Genomic DNA, 22,617 nt, shown 5'->3' with positions numbered 1-22,617 from the left:
GGGGTTGGGGGGGTGCTAAAAGTGGAGGATTTATCCGACACTTCCCCCCCAATTACTTTACCTTTTTTTATTTAATACTATATCTTAAAGCATTTTTGTAAGTTCTCGCACAACTGAAAATTTCATCTTCATCGTGCTTTAGGTAACTTGATTGAACTATTTTAAAACTTCTATGTACTTTAAATTGATTTTTAGGCAAATTAAAAGACAAACTAGGAAATAATTCTCCTAACTTGTCCAATTTAATTCTAGTTCTTAAAGTATTATCTAATATATCTACCCAAATATGTTCGTGTAAATTGTATTCTTTTATTATGTTATAGAAATAATCTGCATCATGCTTTTCTACAATTTTTGTAAAAATTGGATATTCTAATATTTCATCATAATATTTTTTAAATATATCTTTATTAAAATAATATTGTTTAAAAGCTACATCTATAGATATAAGCAATTCTAATTGTTTCTCTGTAAGATTAGATAAATCTATATTATAATAAGATAATATTGTTAATAGTGTACTTCCCGCAAACTTTTCTGTATAATTTGATTTACCTATTTTCAATATTGTATTTAAATTTGCTGATTTAGGGTTATTTACTGTTACATGATTTCCCCAACATTTACCCCTTACTAAATCCATGTCAACTCCGATACATTTTTTTACTTCTGCATCTGTTTTATATAGATTATTAAAATCATAAAAAACATCTATATTTAAGTTTGGGAATAATTTTTGTAATATTATACAACTAAATAAACTATCTATATCATCACTTAAACATAGATTTTCCTCTTTCATAAGATTTTCTTGACAAAATTTTGGAAACTTTTGTTTGATTTCTTTTTTCATACTGAATGAGAAGTATACCTCTCACACTTTGCTACATTTTGAAGTCCTACCGATTATGTTTTAAACATTTTATTTATTTCAAACATTTATAAATCTCCTTCTTGTATTTATAGTTTTTTGTCCAGTTCTCTCCTTTTTTTGAACAAATGTGGTCTTATCGTCTTTCTTAAAATAATTTTTTCTATACAAATTTAAAACTCCCACTTTAATCTCATTTTTATTTATGGACTAAAGTAAGAGAGCTATATTGTAAGTTCTCATTTTTTCACTTCCTTTCATTTTTTAATTTAATTTTGTTTGATTTTTATTTTTTAACATTCTACTCCAAATTTATTTATTATTAAATAATTTACATCTTCTTCATTTTCTGTTTTTAAATCTATTAGTATATTGTTATATTCTTTGCTATATTCAACTTTTTCTATTTCTCTTAAATCGCATACACTACACACAGAATAATCGCTTAAATCTAATTGCTTTAATGTATTGTCATATTTGTCTATAAAATACACATAATTGTCGATTTTTTTTTTATTGTTCCAATTTCTTAATATTTTTTCCATTTTTATTCCTTCTTTCTATTATTTATTTATTGTTTAATATGTCTTTTGTAAAAACAAATATAAAAACTAAAAATACTATTAATATTGCTATATTCATTATTTTTCACCTTCCTTTTTATTTGATTTTTTAGTTTTAACTTCCTTAGCCATTTCTTCTACTTTATCTATATTTTTTTCATTCTTCTTTTTTTCTGCAATTTTGTAAACTGCATTTATATATTTTTCTTCCCATTCTTCGCTATAGGAGGTTTTTCTGTTTTCTACCATACTTATATAATTTTTAGAAATTCCTAACTCTTTTCCTAGTTCTATTTGTGAAATTCCGTGTAATAATCTTAAAAATTTTAATTTTTCTGCACTTAGCATTTATATCAATTCCTTTCTTTTTTTATTTTATTTTTACATTAACATCTGACCTAAAATTTAAGGAGAGTGAGAAATTCCCACCCTCCTATATGTATGTACTATGCTATTGTCTTTCTTAAAACTACTACACCGCTATCGTTTATTAACTTACAAGCGTATATGTAATCTCCAACAATGTCAGAGCAATGAAGTTTTTCTTCTCTTTCTTCTACAATATCTATATCTCTTTTTTCCATATAAGCTAAAGAGTTTTTCTTTATAATAAAAGATACTGCTTCATTTTTTGTGCTATCATATGTGCCATGGTCAGCCATAAAAACTGGAATTCCACGGAAGAATCCTATACAACCATTCCTTACAATTCCATTACCAGACATAGTATCTGTTCTACTTGTTACAAATTCATTCATATTGTAAAATGAAGATGCAACTAATGAATTAACTACTATACCCGCCATTTCATCAGTATCTTGTTCATCTCCGAATAAAAGTAATGCTTGATTTATCTCGTCTGCAGTTATTGCTTTAGCGTTAGCAGTAGCACTCTTTAAAGGACTTGTTAAAGCTTCTTCTACTAAATCCTTATCCAATTTTCTAGCAAAAACTATTGCCTGTTGTTTACTTGCTTCTTCGATATGATTACCCATCGCGGTCATATCATCAATATCATATACTCTTACTATTTTATCAATCATTTTAATTTTTGCTTGGCTTGATGTCTGTTCTAATTCTGATATTGTAGATTGTTTTCCTTTTACAACTTCCTCACAATCTGAAATTGTTTTAAATTTTGGGAACGTTACAGTATCACCAACTGTTGTATTTTTAAGTATTCCTAAATTTGTTGCTAACCCCGCTATTTTCACCTTTCCCTCGAATTTTTCTCTTACTAATCCAGCGTAAACTGCTGGTACTATTAAATTTGCCATATAAATCTACTTCCTTTCATTTTTAAATTTATTTTTATTTATAAAGGGGTAGCCCAAAATAGGCACACCCCTTAATTACTTGCTTAATTTGTTATAAAGTTCCTCGTTTGATTTAAATAAATTCATTCTCTCCATATAAGACATTTTAGTAAATTGTTCCTTTGTAATTGTGTCTTTAGTTGCATTATGTTTGTTTGGTTTATAAGAGTTATCTAAACTAGAATTATTAATATGTTTAGTTAAAACCTCTTTAACTTCTCCTAAATAACTTTCTACATCTTCTACCCCTTCTAATCTTAAAAAATTAGCAAGTTGTGAAGGTAAACCGTTATCTGTTAAAGTTTCAGATACTTTTAACTGTAATTCTTTTGCTTGCACCTCTTTTTCCTTATCTTCTAATGCTCTTATTCTGTTTTCAAGTTCAATTTGTTCAGGACTTTTTTCTACTGGAGTAAGCTCCTTTATTTTATTCTCCATATCCTTTATTTTTTTACTGTATTCTGTCCTAACCCTATCAGTTTCACTTTGTAATTTTTTGTTTAATTCTTCTTTTGTAAATGTTTTTACTTCTTCTACTTCCTTATTTTCCTTTGTGTTTAATACCTCTTCTGTAGTTTCTAAATTTAAATTTTCTTGTTCCATAATAAATTCCTCCTCTTTAAGTTTCTTATAATAATCCCTTTTTCCACACTTTTGAGGAATAAGTTACTACTATAAAACCCTTATTTTTTTATTAATTTAATAAATTCCATACCTACACCACAAATAAGACCTTGTAAGGCACTTTAACTTATAATAGGTATAATTGGTCTAGTAAACAATAAAGTGCCTTACAAGGTCTTATTTGCTATGTAAATATGGAATAAAATAATCTTTGTTTAAATCGTTCTAGTTTCTCTTTCTCTTATAATTACTCATTTTGCTATATAACTCTTAAAATTGCCATTTTTTTGACGTAGCAATGCGGTTTAACGTACTTCTAAATTATATTATTTTGTACTAAGTAGTTTTTTATTTTATTAATAGTTTGTTTAGATACTTTTCTATCTGCATTTATAAAATGCGATAATGTACTTTTGTGTATATTAATCTTATTAGCTATATAATTATATTTAATTCCAGTTTTTCTTACATAATTTTTTAATTTTTTTCTTATTATTTCTCCTTCCATTTTTTTAATCTCTCCTTAATTTAACTTAATTTATACTTAATTTATATATATTTACACCAATAAAAGTTGCTTTAAAAAAATAAAATAAAAGGAGTACCCTTCTAAGAGTACCCTTCTAAGAAATCAAACAAAAATTTCCAATATATATATATATTAATGTAATTAATATTCAAAATAATAGCGTAGTTTTTAAAAACTACGCCTTTTTTAATGAACTTTTAAAAATTAATAGTTAGTTAGTGTTCGAAAAAAAACACTATAAAAAATTTAAGAATCAACATCCAGTATCCATTTTTTGGATGCTCATTTTTAAATTTTCTTTTTTTGTTCTTCTCTCTACTACACTATACAAATCGGCACATTTCTTGAAAAAGTACCTTCAAATGTAGTCATATCAATGGTTTAGAGGTGGTTTCTATTTTCTTAACATTCCTTTTTTTTCTTAATTTTCTCATACTTTTCTTTGCTATATCTCTTGTTTGTTTTAACTTTATTTCCCTAGCACATGAAGGACAATATTTAGTTTTATTTGATAGTCCTCCCTAATAGGAACAGAACAAAAGTGGTCTTATCCTAGTCATACCAACGGTTTAGCGTATGTTTGTAAAAATCCTTATTTTTTAACGATGTGCTTCAAACGTAGTCGTATCAATGGTTTAGAGGTGGTTTCTATTTCGTCCGAATCTTGTTTTATTGATTTTTCATATTTTTTTGGTACTCCCTCCTATTAAAGCACGTCTATCAAAAGTCCGAAACTTGTTGGTATGACTACGTTAGGAGGTGATTTTTTTACTCAAAATTTTTATCATTTTTTTATTTTCTTTTCTTTAAAATAACATTATTATTCTCTTACACTATAAGGATTTGCACAATTTTATTTTTATACCCTCTAAACCCACTAGTACCAATGGTTTAGAAGATTTCAAGTTTGGTGGTTATTTTCTATTTTTGTTGTATTTTTCTACTACCTAAACTACACCCTTTATAATCGTTCCAATTTCTCTTTCTCCTATCATTATTCATTTTTCTATACAACTCTTAAAATTGACGTTTTTTCTACGTAGCATCAATGGTTTAGAGGGTATTAAGTAAGCTATTAAAAATTTCTTTATGATTTTTTAATAGCTTTTCTTCTACAATATGCCCTCCATCTTTTATTGTTTGTTTGAGAATTAGTAGCAAATCTTTATTTACACTATTTCTTACTCCAATTATTTCCTTACCTTTTTTACTTTTCATTTTTCCAAAGCCAACATAAGTATGACTATATACTTTTATTTTACATGGCTCTTTTAAAGCTTCTATTCCTTTTATTACTCCAATTATTAACATTCTATTTGAAGTCGTATTTATATCTTTACCTTCTATCAATTTTCTATATCCTTTGTATTCTAGTATTACTTTATAAGTACCTTCTCTTTCAATATTTCTTGAACCCCTTACATACATATTTACTTCTTTCATATAATCACCTATATTATTTATTTTAGTTATTATTTAATTTTACTATATTTTTTAATCTTTTAAAATAATTCCCTAGGGGATTCTAGGAAACGGAATTCCCTCCCTCCTAAATCCTAGAATATAGTTTTATCCTAGAATTTAAGAAGGTGTATTGTAATTCCCCTTTTTCATCTGAGGTATCCGTATACACCACCATAATCTCACGATTACGGTTATCTATTCAAAGGTAATTCTACCTTAACTCGCTCATTTCGTGCCACTATCAAGATTTTAGATAATCCCTCTGCTCATATGAGCAACACTACGTTATCCTTGTACAATGAGTTTTTTGCCCTCCTCCCCTGTGCCAACCAACAGGTTCACCGAGGGCGTATCACCCTCTTACGCCCACCATATAGTTACTTATTATTAATTCTAATAAGTCCATAACTATGAGTTTTTTATTTAATTGTGTTATTCCTTTAACCACAACACCTAATCCCCTAAAAAAGGGTATAGGAAACAAACCCTACTTGACTATATTTTTTGAAAATGATATAATCAAGAGGAATTGAATATTTTGGTCAATATTTAATTTTATTGAATTAAGTATTTAGTGATATTTAATTGAAAAGGTAGATGTGAACTACCTTTATTTTTTATCTATAAATCTAACGTGTAACCCTCTTATCGCTTTCTAGTACGCTATGTAGTAGAAAACAAGCCACGTCTAACATTATTTAATTAATACCATTCCACAGTACCATCTAATTTCTGATATACTCTAATCCAATCTCTATTTTTAAAATTTACTTTTATGGAATTAATAACATTATTCATTTTAAAATTTTCAAAATCTTTTATTTCTTGTCTATATTCTTCTGACATTAAATTGTAATAATAATTAAATAATTCTTGTTTAGTCATTTTTTTCTACCTCCTCATCTTAAATTCATTAATGGACTGGTCTTGATACTCATTTCAACCACGTTTTTATCTTCTAAACTTTCTAAATATCTCTTTGTTATATTAATACTCTCATGTCCTAACAACCTCGATAAACTATATACATCTAATCCATTTTTTAACTGTGTCTGTGCAAAATAATGTCTTATTGTATGCGGACTACATCTTATATCTTTTCTTACATTTGCTTTCTCTCCTGCAATTTTAACAACTCGCTCAACCGCTTCTATTGTTAAAGGTTTATTTCTATAACTTAAAAAATAATTATTATAATGTAAAATATTATCTTTTAAATAAACATCTCTAATCCTTTCATACTTAATCATTATTTTTTTAAGATATGGACTTATTGGAACTACTCTTTCCTTATTGCCTTTACCTTGTATATAAATTACTGTTTCTCTTACATCTAATCTAGTCAAAGAACATAATTCATTGTTTCGTACTCCTGTGTCAATCAAAGTTGCAATTATACATTTATTCCTTGCTTGAATATAAGTTTTATAAGAATATACTTCTAACATTTTCTTTATTTCTTTATCATTGAAAGTTTTAATAATAACTTTCTTTTCTTTTAACCAACTAACTTTTTTTGCTACGTTAATACAGTAACCTTCCGCTTGACAATATTTAAAGAAACTTCTAATATTTTTTAGTATGTTATTTATATAAACTTCACTTAATCCTTTTTGTTGTAAATAAGATAAATATTTTTTAATATGAATTTTACTTACTTCTTCAAGTTCTGTAATTTCAAATTCATCTTGAATGTATTTAGTGAACTTTAAAATATTATTCTTATAACCTTTGATTGTTCTTTTCGCATAATTTTTTATTGTAATTTCATAGATGTATTCTCTAACTGCATCTTTTATTTGCAAAATATAAATACCTCCTTTGCAAGTACAATATACTTTACAAAGAAGGTATTTATATTACTTAACATTTTGTTACGTTTTTTGTTAAGTGTTCCTTAAACTCTTCAATTTTTAAGATTAAAATTTTTTATTCAACCTCGTTAAACCGTTGATATTGCTATTATCCTTCAAATTCCTCTGGAAATTCAGCATTATGCCAAACATTTTGAACATCATCATCATCTTCAAGAGCATCTATAAGTTTTTGTATTTTAGGTGAATCTTCTATAGTAACATCTACAGTATTATCTGGAATCATTGCAACTTCTGCAGATATAAACTCATATCCAAATTCCTCTAATTTTTCTCTTACTGATGAAAATTCTTCAAAAGCAGTAATTATTTCAAAAACTTCCTCAGAAGGAATGAAATCTTCTGCTCCAGCATCTAAAGCTTGCATCATTATTTCATCTTCATCCATATCTTCTTTTCTTTCAATAACTATTTCACCTTTAGTTTGGAACATCCAAGCAACACATCCTGTTGCTCCTAAATTTCCACCATTTTTATCAAATGCATGTCTTATATTTCCTGCCGCTCTATTTTTATTATCTGTTAATACATCAACTATTACTGCTACTCCACAGGGTCCATAACCTTCATATATTATTTGTTCATAACTTACTCCTTCTAGTTCTCCTGCTCCCTTTTTTATAGCTCTAGTTATAGTATCTTGAGGCATATTGTTAGCTTTTGCCTTAGCTATAACATCTCTTAATTTAGCATTTGTTTCAGGATTTGAACCTCCATTTTTAGAAGCTATAATTAATTCTTTTCCTATTTTTGTGAATATTTTTCCTCTTTTAGCATCATTTTTACTCTTTTTAGCTTGTATATTATGCCACTTTGAATGTCCTGACATTATTTTAGCCTCCTAATCTTTAATTTTATATAAAATTTATTAATTTAAATTCATATTAAAACTTTAATTTTAAAACAAACAGGTTAATCTAGGATAAATAATAAAATACCTCAATAATTATACCATATAAATTAATATTAGTTCAAACTTAAATACCTTTATTATAAATTAATTAATTATTTTATATAGCCTATTTTCAAGCTTAAAATATAAATCTTCTTTTCCTAATTTTATACTACACTTTCCAGAAGTACATTCTATAATATCACATTTAATCTTTTCTATTTTACTTAATTCACAATACATTTTTATATTTACTTTATCTGTATACTCTATATCTTCTATATGCCATGAATTTTTGCCAAACAAATATTGTATTTTCCCATTTAAATCATAATCTATAGTTAAATTTAATGGACAGGCATTTACTTTTTCTACTATGCCACCTTCTTTTATAGCCATAGCTGCTGCTTTAGAATAAGCCCTTACAAGACCACCAGTTCCTAAAAGTATTCCTCCAAAATATCTTGTAACTACTACTACTGCATCTGTAACATTATTTTTTTTTATAACGTCTAATACAGGAATACCTCCTGTACCTTGAGGTTCTCCATCATCACTATATCTTTGTATTCCCATATTCTCTCCTATTATATAAGCATAAACATTATGTCTAGCTTCTTTATTTATGCTTTTAATATTATTTATAAATTCTCTTGCCTCTTCTTCACTGCCAACTCTTTTTACATATCCAATAAATACAGATTTTTTCTCTTCAAATTGTGCTGAAGCTTCATCTTTTATGGTTATATAAGCCATATTACTACTCCCCTTTATTTTCTAAGTCTTCTATAAAACTTTTGCATAATTTTTTTAAATAGCTCTTTTCAGTTTTATCATATATATTTTTTATTTTATCTAAAGCCTTTTCACTTTTAATTTTTATTAAAGCTTTTATTGCATAATAAACTACTTGAGAATTTTCATCACTAAGTGCCCTTATTAAAGCTATTTCAAAAATATTATTTTGTATTTTTCCCATAGCTGATACAGCCATTCTTCTTACATTAACATGATTATGTACTAATGCCTTAACTAATATATCTTTACATTCTAAACTTTTTAATTCACCAATTATCCAAACAGCTACTTCTTTTTCCCTTGTTCTCATATCTGTATAGTTATCTTTTATAAACTTTATAAAATTATCCTTATTAACATCATCTAATTTGTTTAATGTATCAATTTTATCTTGTTTTCCTGACTTGCACATAATTTTAAATAAATCTTTTTCATTACTACTCTTAGCTAAAATACCATACTTAATTTTTCCATTTAAAATATGCTGCTTAACAATTTCTTTATCTAAATTTCTTATTTTACATATAACTTCTACAGTTTTTCCTTCTAAATATAAAAAATAGGTTATTTGTTCTTGTGAATAACTTTCAATACTATTCCAATTAAATTTTAATAAACTATTATTCATATTTATTCCCCATTTCAAGTAGAGAATTTATTATTTTTATTCCCTTCTCTATTTCTAATTTATCAACCTGCGAAAAACTAATTCTAAAATACTTTTTACCATGGTAGATATTTTTATAGAATAAAATTCCCGGAGTAATTAAAATTTTATTCTTCTTACACTCATTAAAAAGCTTCATACAGTCTATATTTATATTATCATTTATTTTTAAATAAAAATGAAGCCCCCCTCCTGGATCAAAAAAAGTAACTTTATCTGATAATATTTTATTTATACACATTTTCATAAATTCATATCTATCCTTATACACTATTTTTAAATTATTTATGTACTTTTTCCAAAAACCTTTATTTATATATAAATCTAAAGCTCTTTGCATAAGGCTAGATGTAGATATATCCGTATTCACTTTAGAGTTTTGAATAGCTTCTTTGAATTTTTTAGGAGATATTAAATATCCTATTCTTATACCTGGTAAAAATATTTTAGAAAAACTCTTTATGTATATAACTCTGTCATTTTCATCTAAACTTTTAAAACTTTTATACTCTATATTACTATCATAAATTAATTCAGATAAATAATCATCTTCTATAATATAAAAATTATATTTTTCAGCCATTTCAAGAATTTTTTTCTTTTCATCTAAATTATAGCTCATACCAGTAGGATTTTGAAAATAGCTCATAGTATAAAAACACTTTACTTTATTTTTTTTTAATATTTTTTCAAATTTATCTAAATCTATTCCATTTTCATGAATTTCCAATTCAAATATATTTGTTCTTCTCCACTTAAATACAGATAACGCTCCACTATATGTAGGTTTTTCCACTATGACTTTATCATTTACATTAATAATAGCTTTAGACACTATATCAATACCTTGCTGTGCTCCTGAAACTATAAGTATATCATCTATATCTTTATGATTATTCCAAAAAAATTTACTTATACTATTTCTTAACCCTTCATAACCTAAAGTCTCTTGATAAGCTAATGCTTCTACTCCATCTCTATCTAAAACTTCATTTATAACATTTTTAAAAGAATCTACAGGAAAAAACTCAGTACAAGCTATTTCACCTGTAAAATCAATATAATCTTTTATATTATTGCTAGAAACAGTTTTTAATATATCCGAATATTGTTTCCTATATTTTCTTGTTACATCTTTTCTTTTTGCATAGGTTCCACTGCCCATTTTTTGAAAAGCATATCCTTCCATTTCTAATTTTTTATATGCATTAACTATTGTTACATTATTTACCTCTAAAAATTTAGATAATTTTCTAATAGAAGGTAACTTTTCTCCATCTTTTATATTATTACTATCTATAAGATTTTTTATATGCTTTGCTATTTGTACATATTTAGGAATTTCTTCATTATTAAAGTATAATAAATATTTTTCCATAACTATCTTCCTATTCTTAAATTTATTTTATAAAAAATATGCCCATTCTTCAAATAATACAATATTTTTATTTACTTTATAATCTTTTTTCTTTCTTTTCACTATTTTCTTTTCCCACAATTTAACCAATATATCTTTCATATTTATATGAAAATTAGCAAATACTTCTTCTTTTTTTATATCTTCTACACTTAATGGGTTTTCTCTACCTTTTATGTATTCTACTAAAAATCTAGTATACTCCATTATATTTTCATTAATGCTATTATCCAAAAATTTTATAATATTTTTCACACTTTCAATTTTATTAGATTTGCTAAAAAATAAATCTTCTACTTGATTTTTAAAATTATCATCTAAGTTCATAGCTACAATTATTGCATCTTTACTGACTATGTATCCAGAATGATTTACATATAATTTTGCAAATTGTTCTAAACATTTTATTGATAACACATATGCCCTATATACTCTATCATTAGCTATATATTTTTTGCATATACTCATATATTTAAGAATTTTTCCTAAATAAGCTAAATTCCATATTTCTCTATCTAAATCATTATAATAATTTACATTATCATAAAGAGCTATTATGTCTTTATCTTTAGAAAACACTAACTTGGAAGATCGAAACAATAAATTAAATTTTTTTCTTAATAATTTATCTTTATACATACTAATAAATGCTTTTTTACCCGTAACCTTTAAATGCACAGGAATACCATTTTCATCTGTATAAATATTTTCTATACTTAAATTTTCATCATTTACTACTATTAGAAAATCTATATCAGATCCATGCCATAAATCACCATTAACCATGCTTCCAAAAACTAATATTGCAACAACAAATTCATTTTTTTTTAATCTATATACTATACTATTAAAGCATTTTTGATATTCTGTTATACTTTTTTCCATATTTTTTCTCACCCTTTAAAATTAATTTTGATTATTCTAATTAATTTTATTATATATTAATTTTTGTATAAATACATCATAATTGATAATAATGTTTCATTAAAGTATATTTCTAAAATTTTTAATTCAACATAAAAATGCAATTTGAATAATTAAATTCATAAAAAATCACAAAAACTAAAACTATAAATGCAGTTTTTGTGATTTTTATTTATATTTAAATTATTCATTAAAAATATAATTTTTACATTTATTATACACTTCATTATCTACTAAAGTTTCTATGTAAGTTCCATTTTCTTTATATTCTTCTTTTTGTATTTTAGAATTTCTATATAAAAAAGCCACCATAGATTGTTCTTTATAGGGAATTAACACTTTTATAACCTTTAGTACTTGCGGTAATGACTGTGCAATTTTTAATAAAAGCAAATCTAAATTTTTTTCTTCTTTTGCAGATATTTCTATTATAATTTTATCTTTATACATTTCTTTTACATTTAATATATTTTCTTCATAAGCTTTATCTATTTTATTTAATACTAAAATACTGGATTTATTTTTTACATTAAGCTCATTTAAAACTTTTTCTACTGCTTTAATATGCTTTATACATTCTAAAGAAGAAACATCAACTACATGTAGCAATAAATCTGAATAAATAACTTCCTCTAAAGTAGATTTAAAAGCTTCTACTAAATCATGAGGTAATTTCCTTATAAAACCAACTGTATCTGTTAATGCAACAGTTCTATTATCTGGAAGGCATATAGCTCTAGTAGTTGTATCTAAAGTTGCAAACAGCATATCTGCTTCAAAAACTTTTTCTTTATTTGAATACTCTTTAGCTGCTGCCATATAGCATAATTTATTCCTTAAAGTAGATTTTCCTGCATTAGTGTAGCCTACTAAAGAAATATTTTGCATATCACTCCTATTTCTTCTTTGAACTACTCTATTTTTTCTTATTTTTTCTAATTCTTTTGTTAAATCATATATTCTTTCTTTTATATGTCTTTTATCTATTTCTAATTTTTTTTCTCCAGGACCTCTAGTGCCAATTCCACCTCCTGTTCTAGATAATACCACACCTAATCCTGAAAGTCGTGGAAGTCTATATTTTAATTGGGCAAGTTCTACTTGTATTTTACCTTCCCTACTTTTAGCTCTTGCTGAAAAAATTTCTAAAATCAATGTGGTTCTATCTATTATTTTACATCCTATATATTCTTCAAGATTTCTTACTTGTGATGCTGAAAGTTCATCATCAAAAATAATAACATTTGCTCCATAATATTGTCTTAAAAGTGCAATTTCTTCTACTTTGCCTTTTCCTATATAAAAAACCGAATCAATTTTTTCTCTTTTTTGAAGTACTTTGTGTAAAACTTTTACTTCACAAGCTTTAGCAAGTTCTTTTAATTCCTCTAAGCTCTCTAAATTTTCTACACCTACTAATATAGCTTTTTCTACATTATCTTCTTTTAATTCAACTTGTTTTAAAACCTTTTCTGATTCTTTTATAGTACTTATTAAATCGTATTTTAATGCCTCCTCTAATGTAATTTTATTAGTTAATTTACTTACAATATTATTATCTTTTACATAACAAAATCCTAGTACAACACCAGATACCCCTTCTACATTCACTCCAATAGCTGCAATACAATCTAACCTTAATTTTATAAGAGCAGATATATCAATAGATGAGAGATTAGGATTTCCATTAGGGTGAGTATGTATTATCCTAATACCAGATAAACCTTTTTCCTTTACATCAATAAAAGGAAGTTCTACAGTATTGCTATCCCCTATAGATATACTAACTACTTTTCCTTTTCTATCTATTGCCACACTTATTTCTTTATTTAATGTTAATGTAACTTCCCAAATAATATCTACAATTTCTTTACTTATAAGTTGGTCTTTATCTATAGATATATCATAAATACTTTCTAATTTATTTATAATTGATTTTTTTATGCCATGAATATTTCCAAATATCACTATTACCACTCCTTAGTAAAAATATATTTTATTATTTGTAATAATTGTAATGTAAATACCCTCAACTTTCATATAATTTTATACTATAAGAACATTGTTGTAAACACAAGTTAAATACAAACACCTTATAGAATCTAATCAAATATTTTTTATTCATACTTATTTTTTAATTTAAACTTAGTATTATCTAAATCCATATTTATAGCAGTATCTGGAACTTTTCCAATTATTATAGTTTCGCTTATAGGTATTTGACTCTTTATTTCTATATCATTTTTTTCTAAGGGTACTGCTATTCTCATATTAGTTTTTAGTTCAACATATATCTTATGTCTAGTTTGATTTATACCTACACTTTCAAAGTTAGATAAATACCTAGCTTCTACATATCCTACAGGTTCTACATTAATATTTATATCTGGACCATATTGTGCTAATAAATTATTTTTAAATATATATCCAGATGGAAGTATTACACCAATTTTTTTTAATTTATTCAACTCATTTTGTACTTTTATAGCTACATCGCAAGCTATTTTATTCATTTTTAAAGTATCTGCATTAATAATATTTATATTTTCTTCTGAATCTCTTTCTATATTTATTATTTCATTATAATTAAATTGTTCACTATATTCATTAGATATAGTTACATTCATAATTTTCATTACCTTAGCTCTAATTTCTAAATCTGCAACAGACATTACAACAGGCATTAATGTCTTATCTAATTCATATAAACAAATACTACAAAGCAATATTGCAGTTAAAAATATAATAAAAAATTTCGTTTTAATATTTTTTATATGTATCACTTCCTAATTAAATAATATATTTAATTATATGCTAATATAAACAATATATTTAATTTAAATATATAAAAAAATATTTATATGATAAAATAGAGAATATACATTTTATATATCTTTTATAAATAAATTTTTTTATGTTATAATATTTTAAAATTATTATATTTTTAGGAGGAAAGCTATGGTACAAAAGAAAATGGGTAAAAAAAAGAAAAAAAAGACCCGTTTTAATACGTTTAAAGTTATATTAAATTTTATACTAGTTGTATTTCTAATTTTTACAGCTTTAGCTACAGGAATATCTATGGCCATTATAAAGACGGCTCCACCTCTAGATGTAAATGCAGTTTTAAGCTTAAATGAACCTTCTATTCTTTATGACAATAAAGATAACTTTATGGATAAAGTAGTAACTGATCAACAAAGAACTGTAATAAAATTTGATGAAATGCCTGAAGACTTAAAAAATGCTTTTATTAGTATTGAAGATGAAAGATTTTATAACCATAAAGGCATAGATTTAAAAAGAATATCCGGAGCTACACTTATTAATTTAAAAAATAAAATAACAAAAAAATCCGGACTACAAGGTGCATCAACTATTACACAACAGCTTATAAAAAATACTATATTAACATCAGAAGTGTCTTTTAAGAGAAAAATTCAAGAAATATATATTGCTTTAAAATTAGAAAAACTTTTATCTAAAGAGCAAATTTTAGGTTCTTATATGAATACAATTTATTTAGGTGGTAGTGCTTACGGTGTAGAATCTGCTGCAAAACAATATTTTAATAAAAGTGCTAAAGATTTAGATTTAATACAATGTGCTTTTATAGCAGGTATACCTCAAAGTCCATCAATATACTATCCTTTTTCCAAAGCCTCTAAAGAAAATCCTAGCAGATATTTAAACCGAACTAAATTAGTTCTCTTTAAAATGTATGAAAATGGATATATATCTAAATCTCAATATAATGATAGTATAATGAATTTAAAGCAAAATAATATAAGTTTTAATCCACCTCCTGATTCATCAAATAAATTGAATAATGAGTGGTTTACTTTACCAACTATAAGACAAGTAAAAAAAGATTTAAAATCTAAATATAATTACACTGATAAAGAAGCAGAACATTTATTAATGTATGGTGGATTAAAAATATTTACAACTATGGATAAAGAAATGCAAAATTCAACACAAGAAATATTAAATAACAGTTTAGGTAATAACATAGATAGAAATAATATAATTCAACCTCAAGCTTCCTGTGTTATTATGGATTATCATACTGGAGCAGTAAAAGTTATTATAGGAGGAAGAGGCTCTCAACCACCAAGGTCATACAATAGAGCTGCTTCTAATAGCTTTTTAAGACCACCAGGTTCAAGTATAAAACCATTAACCGTATACGGTCCTGCTATAGATTCCAAAAAATCTACAGCAGCTACATCTATGAAGGATGCACCTTTGTCTAGAGATTTATCTGAACTTTATGCTTCTAATGGAGTGCCTTATAATCCTAAAAACAGTCCTAATATTTACCGTGGAGATGTAACATTAAGAACAGCAATTACTCACTCTATTAATGTAATCTCAGTAAAATTAGAGCATAATATAGGATTAAATGTAGGAGCATCTTATGGTGAAAAGTTTGGATTAGTTTTAGATTCACAGGATAAAAGTAGTATTGCTGCTTTATCTTTAGGACAATTACATTCTGGTACTAATCCATTAATTATGTCTGCAGCTTATGGGGTTTTTGGTAATAACGGAAACTATACTGAACCTAAATTATACAGTAAAGTAGTAGATAGGGATGGTAATATAGTTTTAGAAAATAAACATTTATCAAAAAAAGTTTTATCCCCTCAAAGTGCCTACATAATGTATGATTTATTAAAAGGTCCTGTTAGCTCTCAAGGTACTGGTGCTAAAGCTAACTTCAGTTCTATGGCAAGAGGAAAAACTGGAACTTCTAGTGATATGAAGGACTTGTGGTTTTGCGGACTTACACCTTATTATTCCGCTGCTGTATGGATTGGAAATGATGATAATACTATATGTAGTGGTATATCTAGTGGCACGGCAGCAGGAATTTGGGGTAATATAATGGAATCTGCCCACAAAAATTTACCTTATAAAGAAATACCTGAACCAACGGGAATTTCTAGAGTATTTGTATGTGCTGACTCTGGAAAATTGCCTAATGGCAATTGTTCAAATATATATACAGAATTATTTATTGAAGGAACAGAACCTGGAGAATACTGCACTGTTCCAAACTCCTATAATAAATTTAAAAATAAAAATATAAAAGATAATAATATTAAAGATAAGGATAAAGATAAACATAAAGATAATCATAAAAATAATTTAGATATTGATAATAATTTAGATTCACCTAAAGATAATAATATAAATGAAAATAATAATACAGATAATAATATTATTAAAAAATCTAATAATACAGAAACTAATTTAAATACTGAATCTCCAAAAACAAATAAATAATTAACTAAAAACAGTAGCTAAATTTCAGCTACTGTTTTTTATCAACTTTTAGACTTAGGATTAAACAATATTGCCATAGCATATCCAAATACTATTGCCGCACTAACACCTCCAGCACTACCTTTAACTCCTCCAGTAAAAGCTCCTACTAATCCTACCTTATTTACTTCTTTTATAGTGGACTTAGCTAAATTATATCCAAAACCTGGTAGGGGTATTGTTGCACCAGCTTTTCCATATTCCACTACAATATCATATATGTTTAAAGCACCTAAAAATACACCTATAGTTACAAAACTCACTAATATTCTTGCAGGAGTTAAATTAGTTTTATCCATTAGTATTTGAGCTATTACACATATAATTCCTCCAACTACAAAAGAAATAATATAATCCACCATAATATTCTATCCTCCAAACTAAAAATTAATACTCTACAGCTACTGCATGAGCTATTCCTGGAATACTTTCTCCTTGAAGAGAAGAAGTAGTGCTTAAAAGTGCTCCTGTAGAAACTAATAAAACTTTTTTAAGTTTTCCACTAAGCATATTTTTATATATATATCCACAGTCAACTACAGCTGAACATCCACAACCACTTCCCCCAGCATTTACCCCTTCTTCATCTCTATAAAATATTTCATATCCACAATCAGTATAATTTTTTTTCACATCATATCCGTACTCTTTTAGTAATTCATTGGTTATATCCATTCCTACCTTACCTAAATCGCCAGTAGCTATTAAATCATAATAATTAGGTGTTCTTCCAGTATCCTGAAAATGCTGTTTTATAGTATCTACTGCTGCCGGTGCCATAGCTGCTCCCATGTTATTAGAATCAGTTATACCATAATCCTTTACTTTTCCTATTGTTACATGAGTAACATAAGGATAATTTCCTTCTTTTCCTAGTAACATAGAACCTGCTCCTGTAACAGTCCATTGAGAAGTTACCGCTCTTTGAGCACCATATTCTAACGGAAATCTAAATTGCCTTTCTGCAGAAACAAAATGAGAAGATGTAGCTGCTATAGCATAATTAGCAAAACCTCCATCTATAAGCATAGATGCCAAACTTAAAGACTCTGTCATAGTTGAACAAGCTCCATATATACCTAAATACGGTATATCTATTGCTCTTACCGCAAAACTAGAAGCAGTTAATTGATTTAACAAATCTCCTGTAACCAAATAATCTATATCTTCTTGCTGTAAATTTGCTTTTTTTATACTTTCCATTATAGCCGTATATATCATATAGCTTTCAGTTTTTTCATAACTATCTTCTCCATTTAATTCGTCTTTTAATTTTATATCGAAATAATCTTTAAGAGGTCCTTTTGCTTCTTTAGGACCTACTATACTAGTTGTAGTTATAATTTTAGGTTTACTTTCTAATTTAACAGTTTGCTTCCCTCTCTTCTTAATCATTATCATACCTCCAAAGCTAAAATAAACTACATTAGGCTAATTACATAATATATAATTCCTACTATTACGGAAGAACTAATTCCATATACTAAAACTGGTCCTGCTATAGTAAACATTTTTGCTCCTACTCCAAATACAAAACCTTCCTTTTTAAATTCCATAGCAGGAGAAACAATAGAATTTGAAAATCCTGTTATAGGAACTACTGTACCTGCTCCTGCAAAACTAGCTATTTTGTCATATACACCCAATCCAGTTAAAAATGCACCTATAAAAACCATAACTATGGATACATAAGTTCCTACATCATCTTTTGCTATTCCAATATTTAAAAAATAGTTTGTAAAAAACTGACCTACATCACATATTAATCCTCCAACTACAAAGGCATTTATACAATGTTTTAATAAATGAGGTTCCGGTTGAGTTTGATTAGATAAGTCTTGAAATTTACTTTCTATTTTTTTTTCATTAACTGCCACCCTTGAACACTCCTTTAATTTATTTTTGTTATTTTATTATTTCCAATAAATTAATATATAATACATACGTAACATTTTGAATAGGTTTTTGAATAAAAATAATTTACAGATAGAAAATAATTAAAAATGAACTGTACAAAAATAACAAGCCCACCAGCATAAATAGAGTCTGTAAATAATTTGAATGAATTTTAGAGAATCTTAGAATAAAAAATAAAAAACTCCGTAATTCATCACAGGACGTGATGAGCCAATTTCCGCCCCAAGGACGGGGCATAAATTGGGTAGGAGTTTTTTATTTTTTATTCTTAGATTGTCTTAATGAAATGATTTATTTACAGACTCTATTTATGCTGGTGGGCTTGTTATTTTTGTACAGTTCATTTTTAATTATTTTCTATCTGCAAATTATTTTTATTCAAAAACCTATTAATTATCTTCTAGTTTTTTTCTCATAACTTTTAATACTTTTTTCTCTATTCTAGATACTTGAACTTGACTTATACCAAGCATTTTTGCAACTTGCATTTGAGTTTTATCTTTAAAGTATCTTAATATTATAATTTGTCTGGATTTTAAATCCAAATCTCTCAACGCTTCTTTTAAAGCTATGCTATTTATAATATCATTATCATCTTGTGTATTTTCGCTTATTTTATCTATAAGTAAAACTGGTGCTCCATCATCTTGATGTATAACATCATATAAATATTGAGGTCCCATAGAAGATTCCGTAGCAACAACTATTTCCTCTACTTCTATGCCAGAGTAATCTGAAAGCTCCTCAATAGTAGGCTCTCTTTTTATTTTTTTTGCTAAAGCTTCTTTATCATAGTGCAATTTTCTAGCAGTACTTTTAAGACTTCTACTTACTTTTATAAATCCATCGTCTCTTAAAAACCTCTTGATTTCTCCTATAATCATAGGTACAGCGTAAGTAGAAAATTTAACTTTATAGTCTGTATTAAAGTTTTTTATAGCTTTTATCAAGCCAATGCACCCTATTTGAAATATATCTTCATAATCATACCCTCTATTTAAAAATTTTTTAGTTATAGATGAAACTAAGGGTAAATTGTTTTCTACAACATTATCTAAAGCATTCTTATTCCCTTTTTTAGCCTCTAGTATAAGTCTTATATTATCCTCATAATTATTTTTTTTATAAGCTTGACTATTCATCTTTTTCACCTAACTTATAGATTTAAATACTTTTTTCATAATAATTTTTGTTCCTTTATATTTTTCTGATTGAACTTGTAAACTATCCATAAAAGTTTCCATAACAGTAAAACCCATTCCTGACCTTTCCAAGTCCGGTCTAGATGTATATAAAGGTTGCATTGCTAATTTAACATTATCTATACCTTTTCCATTATCTTTTACAATTACTGTTAATTCATTTTTGTCTATAAAACCTTCAATTGTAACAATTTCATCTTCTTTGTTATCATATCCATGGATAATTGAATTTGTAACAGCTTCAGAAATAGCAGTTTTAACGTCAGTTATTTCTTCTACAGTAGGATCTAGTTGAGATACAAAAGCAGCCACAGCCACTCTTGCAAAGCTTTCATTTTGTGATTTACTTAGAAATTCTATCTTCATCATGTTTTCATACATAAAATATTCCCCCCCATTAAATGTTTTTTAAAGCTTCTTCTACACTATTATAAAGTGGAATTATTTTAAACATCCCCGATAATTCAAAAACTCTTTTTACAGATTCTTTCACGTTAGTTATACAAACTACTCCATTTTTTAATAATAATTTTTTGTATCTTCCTATAACAACACCTATTCCAGAGCTATCCATAAATGTTACTTTAGAAAAATCCATAATTAGTTTATTTATTAAATCTCTTTGTAGCCTATCATCAATTTTAATTCTAACTTCTTCCGCACTATGGTGATCTAATTCTCCAACTAAATGTGCAATAAGCTTATCCTCTTTTTTTTCAAAGTCTATTAACATTTTTCTTCCCCCCAGTTTTTATTTTTTATAAAATTGAGTGCACTGTATTATATATTCTATATATTACATTATTTTCCTTCTTTTTTTAATATTATTAGTTATTATTTATATTTTCCAAAATAAATATTTTTATACACAAAATTATTTATTTTGTTTGTAAATTATAAATGCTACTGATATAATATTATCTGTATTTATTCCGTAACTACATAATTTAACTCTCATATACTTGAAAATAGCATTTATAATGGCTACGGACAATAATTTTATAATTAATTATATATGGAGGTAATTTGCTAATGGAAATGTGGGTAAAAGAATCTCAAATTGGCGATGCAGTAATGACTTATAAAGTAAAAGAAACTCTAGTAAGAAAAAAAACTAAATATCAAGATTTAGCTATTGTAGACACTTATGCTTTAGGTAGAATGTTACTACTAGATGGAATTGTTCAAACTACAATAAATGACGAATATGTATATCACGAAATGATAACTCATATACCTCTATTTACACATCCAAATCCAAAAAAAGTTCTTGTAGTTGGAGGCGGTGATGGAGGAACTATAAGAGAAATTTTAAAACACACTTCAGTAGAAAAAGCTGTATTATGCGAAATAGATGAAGATGTTATAAAAGAATGTAAAAAATATCTTCCTGAAATAAGTTGTGCACTTGATGATCCTAGATGTGAAATATTTATAGGAGACGGAATTAAATATGTTCATGAACATAAAAACGAATTTGATGTTGTTATAGTAGATTCAACAGATCCTTTTGGTGCTGCTGAAGGATTATTCGGTGGAAGCTTTTACAAGGAAATTTTTAATTGTCTAACTGAAGATGGAATTTTTGTTGCACAAACCGAAACTCCTTTTTACTTACCAAATCAAGTTAAACAAATATATGATGATGCTAAAGAAGCTTTTCCTATAACCAAAATATTTATGGCTGCTATTCCAACTTATCCTAGTGGATACTGGAGTTTTACTATTGGATCTAAAAAGCATGACCCTGAAAATGCTGACTTATCTAAAGTTCCAAATTTAAATACTAGATATTATACAAAAAAACTTCACAAAGCTTCTTTTGTATTACCTAAGTATGTAGAAGATTTACTTAAATAATAATAAGCAGTATATTTTAAAATATACTGCTTATTATTTAGTATTTATTGACTCTTCTATTATTTCAACTTCTTTATCAGTAAATCCGAAAAATTTATATAAATAATCATGATGAATATTTTGGTAATCCATCATAGTTGGTATACATAGTTTCATAAGTGTATTAGGATAATACTCATACAAATCATCCCCCAATTTTTTAGCAAAACTTTTAAAATAAAATTCGTATACTTTACTATTTGAGTAAATTTCATATTTTATAATCATTGATTTTACTAACTTTTTTATTATTCAAAAAGGAAATTCACCCCAAAATGTCGAATATTTAAGTACCACCAAAAATACACAACAAAGAGGAGTGAATACTT

25 protein-coding genes are annotated in these 22,617 nt (G+C 26.3%); 2 read left to right on the top strand and 23 right to left on the bottom strand.

Annotation, left to right across the window (positions count from 1 at the left end):
* Positions 1 to 67: 67 nt before the first annotated feature.
* From CLOACE_RS10170 to yunB, 16 genes are all read right to left on the bottom strand, one after another.
* Positions 68 to 853: a hypothetical protein gene (locus CLOACE_RS10170; protein WP_070111030.1), complete on the bottom strand. Its 786-nt coding sequence runs from the start codon at positions 851 to 853 to the stop codon at positions 68 to 70.
* A 311-nt stretch (positions 854 to 1,164) separates the two neighbouring features.
* Complete coding sequence (locus CLOACE_RS10165; RefSeq protein WP_070111028.1) at positions 1,165 to 1,416, bottom strand: hypothetical protein; 252 nt, start codon at positions 1,414 to 1,416, stop codon at positions 1,165 to 1,167.
* Between the two features lie 96 nt (positions 1,417 to 1,512).
* Complete coding sequence (locus tag CLOACE_RS11820; protein ID WP_070111026.1) at positions 1,513 to 1,782, bottom strand: helix-turn-helix domain-containing protein; 270 nt, start codon at positions 1,780 to 1,782, stop codon at positions 1,513 to 1,515.
* A gap of 98 nt (positions 1,783 to 1,880) precedes the next feature.
* Positions 1,881 to 2,711: a hypothetical protein gene (locus CLOACE_RS10155; RefSeq protein WP_070111024.1), complete on the bottom strand. Its 831-nt coding sequence runs from the start codon at positions 2,709 to 2,711 to the stop codon at positions 1,881 to 1,883.
* Between the two features lie 75 nt (positions 2,712 to 2,786).
* Positions 2,787 to 3,353, bottom strand: coding sequence for a capsid assembly scaffolding protein Gp46 family protein (locus tag CLOACE_RS10150; RefSeq protein WP_070111022.1), 567 nt, complete (start codon positions 3,351 to 3,353; stop codon positions 2,787 to 2,789).
* Between the two features lie 337 nt (positions 3,354 to 3,690).
* Entirely contained in the window at positions 3,691 to 3,882 is a 192-nt protein-coding gene (locus tag CLOACE_RS10145) for a helix-turn-helix domain-containing protein (protein ID WP_070111020.1), read from the bottom strand.
* Positions 3,883 to 4,956: 1,074 nt separating this feature from the next.
* The gene (locus tag CLOACE_RS10140) at positions 4,957 to 5,346 is read right to left on the bottom strand and encodes an RNase H family protein (RefSeq protein ID WP_070111018.1); all 390 of its coding nucleotides are present in this window, start codon (positions 5,344 to 5,346) and stop codon (positions 4,957 to 4,959) included.
* Positions 5,347 to 6,069: 723 nt separating this feature from the next.
* Positions 6,070 to 6,252: a hypothetical protein gene (locus CLOACE_RS10135; RefSeq protein WP_070111016.1), complete on the bottom strand. Its 183-nt coding sequence runs from the start codon at positions 6,250 to 6,252 to the stop codon at positions 6,070 to 6,072.
* A gap of 14 nt (positions 6,253 to 6,266) precedes the next feature.
* On the bottom strand, positions 6,267 to 7,172 hold the full coding sequence (locus CLOACE_RS10130; RefSeq protein WP_070111014.1) for a tyrosine-type recombinase/integrase: 906 nt from the start codon (positions 7,170 to 7,172) through the stop codon (positions 6,267 to 6,269).
* A 157-nt stretch (positions 7,173 to 7,329) separates the two neighbouring features.
* Entirely contained in the window at positions 7,330 to 8,070 is a 741-nt protein-coding gene (locus CLOACE_RS10125) for a YebC/PmpR family DNA-binding transcriptional regulator (RefSeq protein ID WP_070111012.1), read from the bottom strand.
* Between the two features lie 168 nt (positions 8,071 to 8,238).
* Positions 8,239 to 8,889 (bottom strand): YigZ family protein, encoded by a 651-nt coding sequence (locus tag CLOACE_RS10120; RefSeq protein WP_070111010.1) that lies wholly within the window; start codon positions 8,887 to 8,889, stop codon positions 8,239 to 8,241.
* 4 nt (positions 8,890 to 8,893) lie between these two features.
* The gene (locus CLOACE_RS10115; RefSeq protein WP_070111008.1) at positions 8,894 to 9,559 is read right to left on the bottom strand and encodes a HEAT repeat domain-containing protein; all 666 of its coding nucleotides are present in this window, start codon (positions 9,557 to 9,559) and stop codon (positions 8,894 to 8,896) included.
* The gene (gene pdxR / locus CLOACE_RS10110; RefSeq protein WP_070111006.1) at positions 9,552 to 10,976 is read right to left on the bottom strand and encodes a MocR-like pyridoxine biosynthesis transcription factor PdxR; all 1,425 of its coding nucleotides are present in this window, start codon (positions 10,974 to 10,976) and stop codon (positions 9,552 to 9,554) included. The genes CLOACE_RS10115 and pdxR overlap by 8 nt, the downstream gene beginning before the upstream one ends.
* A 27-nt stretch (positions 10,977 to 11,003) precedes the next feature.
* Complete coding sequence (locus tag CLOACE_RS10105) at positions 11,004 to 11,900, bottom strand: nucleotidyltransferase domain-containing protein (protein ID WP_070111005.1); 897 nt, start codon at positions 11,898 to 11,900, stop codon at positions 11,004 to 11,006.
* Between the two features lie 222 nt (positions 11,901 to 12,122).
* The gene (hflX, locus tag CLOACE_RS10100; protein WP_070111003.1) at positions 12,123 to 13,907 is read right to left on the bottom strand and encodes a GTPase HflX; all 1,785 of its coding nucleotides are present in this window, start codon (positions 13,905 to 13,907) and stop codon (positions 12,123 to 12,125) included.
* A gap of 149 nt (positions 13,908 to 14,056) precedes the next feature.
* Positions 14,057 to 14,722 carry a sporulation protein YunB gene (gene yunB / locus CLOACE_RS10095; protein ID WP_242866464.1) on the bottom strand — a complete coding sequence of 222 codons (666 nt, stop codon included), beginning with the start codon at positions 14,720 to 14,722 and terminating at the stop codon, positions 14,057 to 14,059.
* Between the two features lie 190 nt (positions 14,723 to 14,912).
* Here yunB and CLOACE_RS10090 point away from each other — a divergent pair, with 190 nt between their 5' ends.
* Positions 14,913 to 17,231, top strand: coding sequence for a transglycosylase domain-containing protein (locus CLOACE_RS10090; RefSeq protein ID WP_070111032.1), 2,319 nt, complete (start codon positions 14,913 to 14,915; stop codon positions 17,229 to 17,231).
* A 41-nt stretch (positions 17,232 to 17,272) separates the two neighbouring features.
* Here CLOACE_RS10090 and spoVAE read toward each other — a convergent pair whose 3' ends face one another.
* The 6 genes from spoVAE to spoIIAA form a co-directional block, all read right to left on the bottom strand.
* Positions 17,273 to 17,632, bottom strand: coding sequence for a stage V sporulation protein AE (gene spoVAE / locus CLOACE_RS10085; RefSeq protein ID WP_070110999.1), 360 nt, complete (start codon positions 17,630 to 17,632; stop codon positions 17,273 to 17,275).
* Positions 17,633 to 17,657: 25 nt separating this feature from the next.
* Complete coding sequence (spoVAD, locus tag CLOACE_RS10080) at positions 17,658 to 18,665, bottom strand: stage V sporulation protein AD (protein ID WP_070110997.1); 1,008 nt, start codon at positions 18,663 to 18,665, stop codon at positions 17,658 to 17,660.
* 26 nt (positions 18,666 to 18,691) lie between these two features.
* Positions 18,692 to 19,147, bottom strand: a complete 456-nt coding sequence (gene spoVAC, locus CLOACE_RS10075; protein WP_070110995.1) for a stage V sporulation protein AC — start codon at positions 19,145 to 19,147, stop codon at positions 18,692 to 18,694.
* Positions 19,148 to 19,576: 429 nt separating this feature from the next.
* Positions 19,577 to 20,329 (bottom strand): RNA polymerase sporulation sigma factor SigF, encoded by a 753-nt coding sequence (sigF, locus tag CLOACE_RS10070; RefSeq protein WP_070110993.1) that lies wholly within the window; start codon positions 20,327 to 20,329, stop codon positions 19,577 to 19,579.
* 9 nt (positions 20,330 to 20,338) lie between these two features.
* Entirely contained in the window at positions 20,339 to 20,770 is a 432-nt protein-coding gene (gene spoIIAB / locus CLOACE_RS10065; RefSeq protein WP_070110991.1) for an anti-sigma F factor, read from the bottom strand.
* A gap of 16 nt (positions 20,771 to 20,786) precedes the next feature.
* Positions 20,787 to 21,122 carry an anti-sigma F factor antagonist gene (spoIIAA, locus tag CLOACE_RS10060; protein WP_070110989.1) on the bottom strand — a complete coding sequence of 112 codons (336 nt, stop codon included), beginning with the start codon at positions 21,120 to 21,122 and terminating at the stop codon, positions 20,787 to 20,789.
* Between the two features lie 299 nt (positions 21,123 to 21,421).
* On the opposite strand from spoIIAA, the gene speE reads away from it, so the two are divergent.
* On the top strand, positions 21,422 to 22,249 hold the full coding sequence (gene speE, locus CLOACE_RS10055) for a polyamine aminopropyltransferase (RefSeq protein ID WP_070110987.1): 828 nt from the start codon (positions 21,422 to 21,424) through the stop codon (positions 22,247 to 22,249).
* Positions 22,250 to 22,282: 33 nt separating this feature from the next.
* On the opposite strand, the gene CLOACE_RS11815 is transcribed toward speE, so the two are convergent.
* Complete coding sequence (locus tag CLOACE_RS11815) at positions 22,283 to 22,432, bottom strand: hypothetical protein (RefSeq protein ID WP_175429460.1); 150 nt, start codon at positions 22,430 to 22,432, stop codon at positions 22,283 to 22,285.
* Positions 22,433 to 22,617: the final 185 nt, after the last annotated feature.

Origin of the sequence: Clostridium acetireducens DSM 10703 (assembly GCF_001758365.1) — a bacterium.
Lineage (GTDB): Bacteria > Bacillota > Clostridia > Clostridiales > Clostridiaceae > Clostridium_C > Clostridium_C acetireducens.
The sequence above is the reverse complement of the archived record's forward strand: the minus strand, read 5'-3'. Positions and strand labels throughout refer to the sequence as shown.

Bases quoted from the DNA above. Each gene is read 5' to 3' on its own strand.
- CLOACE_RS10170 (WP_070111030.1), bottom strand. From the start codon at position 853: ATGAAAAAAGAAATCAAACAAAAGTTTCCAAAATTTTGTCAAGAAAAT.
- CLOACE_RS10165 (WP_070111028.1), bottom strand. From the start codon at position 1,416: ATGGAAAAAATATTAAGAAATTGGAACAATAAAAAAAAAATCGACAAT.
- CLOACE_RS11820 (WP_070111026.1), bottom strand. From the start codon at position 1,782: ATGCTAAGTGCAGAAAAATTAAAATTTTTAAGATTATTACACGGAATT.
- CLOACE_RS10155 (WP_070111024.1), bottom strand. From the start codon at position 2,711: ATGGCAAATTTAATAGTACCAGCAGTTTACGCTGGATTAGTAAGAGAA.
- CLOACE_RS10150 (WP_070111022.1), bottom strand. From the start codon at position 3,353: ATGGAACAAGAAAATTTAAATTTAGAAACTACAGAAGAGGTATTAAAC.
- CLOACE_RS10145 (WP_070111020.1), bottom strand. From the start codon at position 3,882: ATGGAAGGAGAAATAATAAGAAAAAAATTAAAAAATTATGTAAGAAAA.
- CLOACE_RS10140 (WP_070111018.1), bottom strand. From the start codon at position 5,346: ATGAAAGAAGTAAATATGTATGTAAGGGGTTCAAGAAATATTGAAAGA.
- CLOACE_RS10135 (WP_070111016.1), bottom strand. From the start codon at position 6,252: ATGACTAAACAAGAATTATTTAATTATTATTACAATTTAATGTCAGAA.
- CLOACE_RS10125 (WP_070111012.1), bottom strand. From the start codon at position 8,070: ATGTCAGGACATTCAAAGTGGCATAATATACAAGCTAAAAAGAGTAAA.
- CLOACE_RS10120 (WP_070111010.1), bottom strand. From the start codon at position 8,889: ATGGCTTATATAACCATAAAAGATGAAGCTTCAGCACAATTTGAAGAG.
- CLOACE_RS10115 (WP_070111008.1), bottom strand. From the start codon at position 9,559: ATGAATAATAGTTTATTAAAATTTAATTGGAATAGTATTGAAAGTTAT.
- pdxR (WP_070111006.1), bottom strand. From the start codon at position 10,976: ATGGAAAAATATTTATTATACTTTAATAATGAAGAAATTCCTAAATAT.
- CLOACE_RS10105 (WP_070111005.1), bottom strand. From the start codon at position 11,900: ATGGAAAAAAGTATAACAGAATATCAAAAATGCTTTAATAGTATAGTA.
- CLOACE_RS10090 (WP_070111032.1), top strand. From the start codon at position 14,913: ATGGGTAAAAAAAAGAAAAAAAAGACCCGTTTTAATACGTTTAAAGTT.
- spoVAE (WP_070110999.1), bottom strand. From the start codon at position 17,632: ATGGTGGATTATATTATTTCTTTTGTAGTTGGAGGAATTATATGTGTA.
- spoVAD (WP_070110997.1), bottom strand. From the start codon at position 18,665: ATGATTAAGAAGAGAGGGAAGCAAACTGTTAAATTAGAAAGTAAACCT.
- sigF (WP_070110993.1), bottom strand. From the start codon at position 20,329: ATGAATAGTCAAGCTTATAAAAAAAATAATTATGAGGATAATATAAGA.
- spoIIAB (WP_070110991.1), bottom strand. From the start codon at position 20,770: ATGTATGAAAACATGATGAAGATAGAATTTCTAAGTAAATCACAAAAT.
- spoIIAA (WP_070110989.1), bottom strand. From the start codon at position 21,122: ATGTTAATAGACTTTGAAAAAAAAGAGGATAAGCTTATTGCACATTTA.
- speE (WP_070110987.1), top strand. From the start codon at position 21,422: ATGGAAATGTGGGTAAAAGAATCTCAAATTGGCGATGCAGTAATGACT.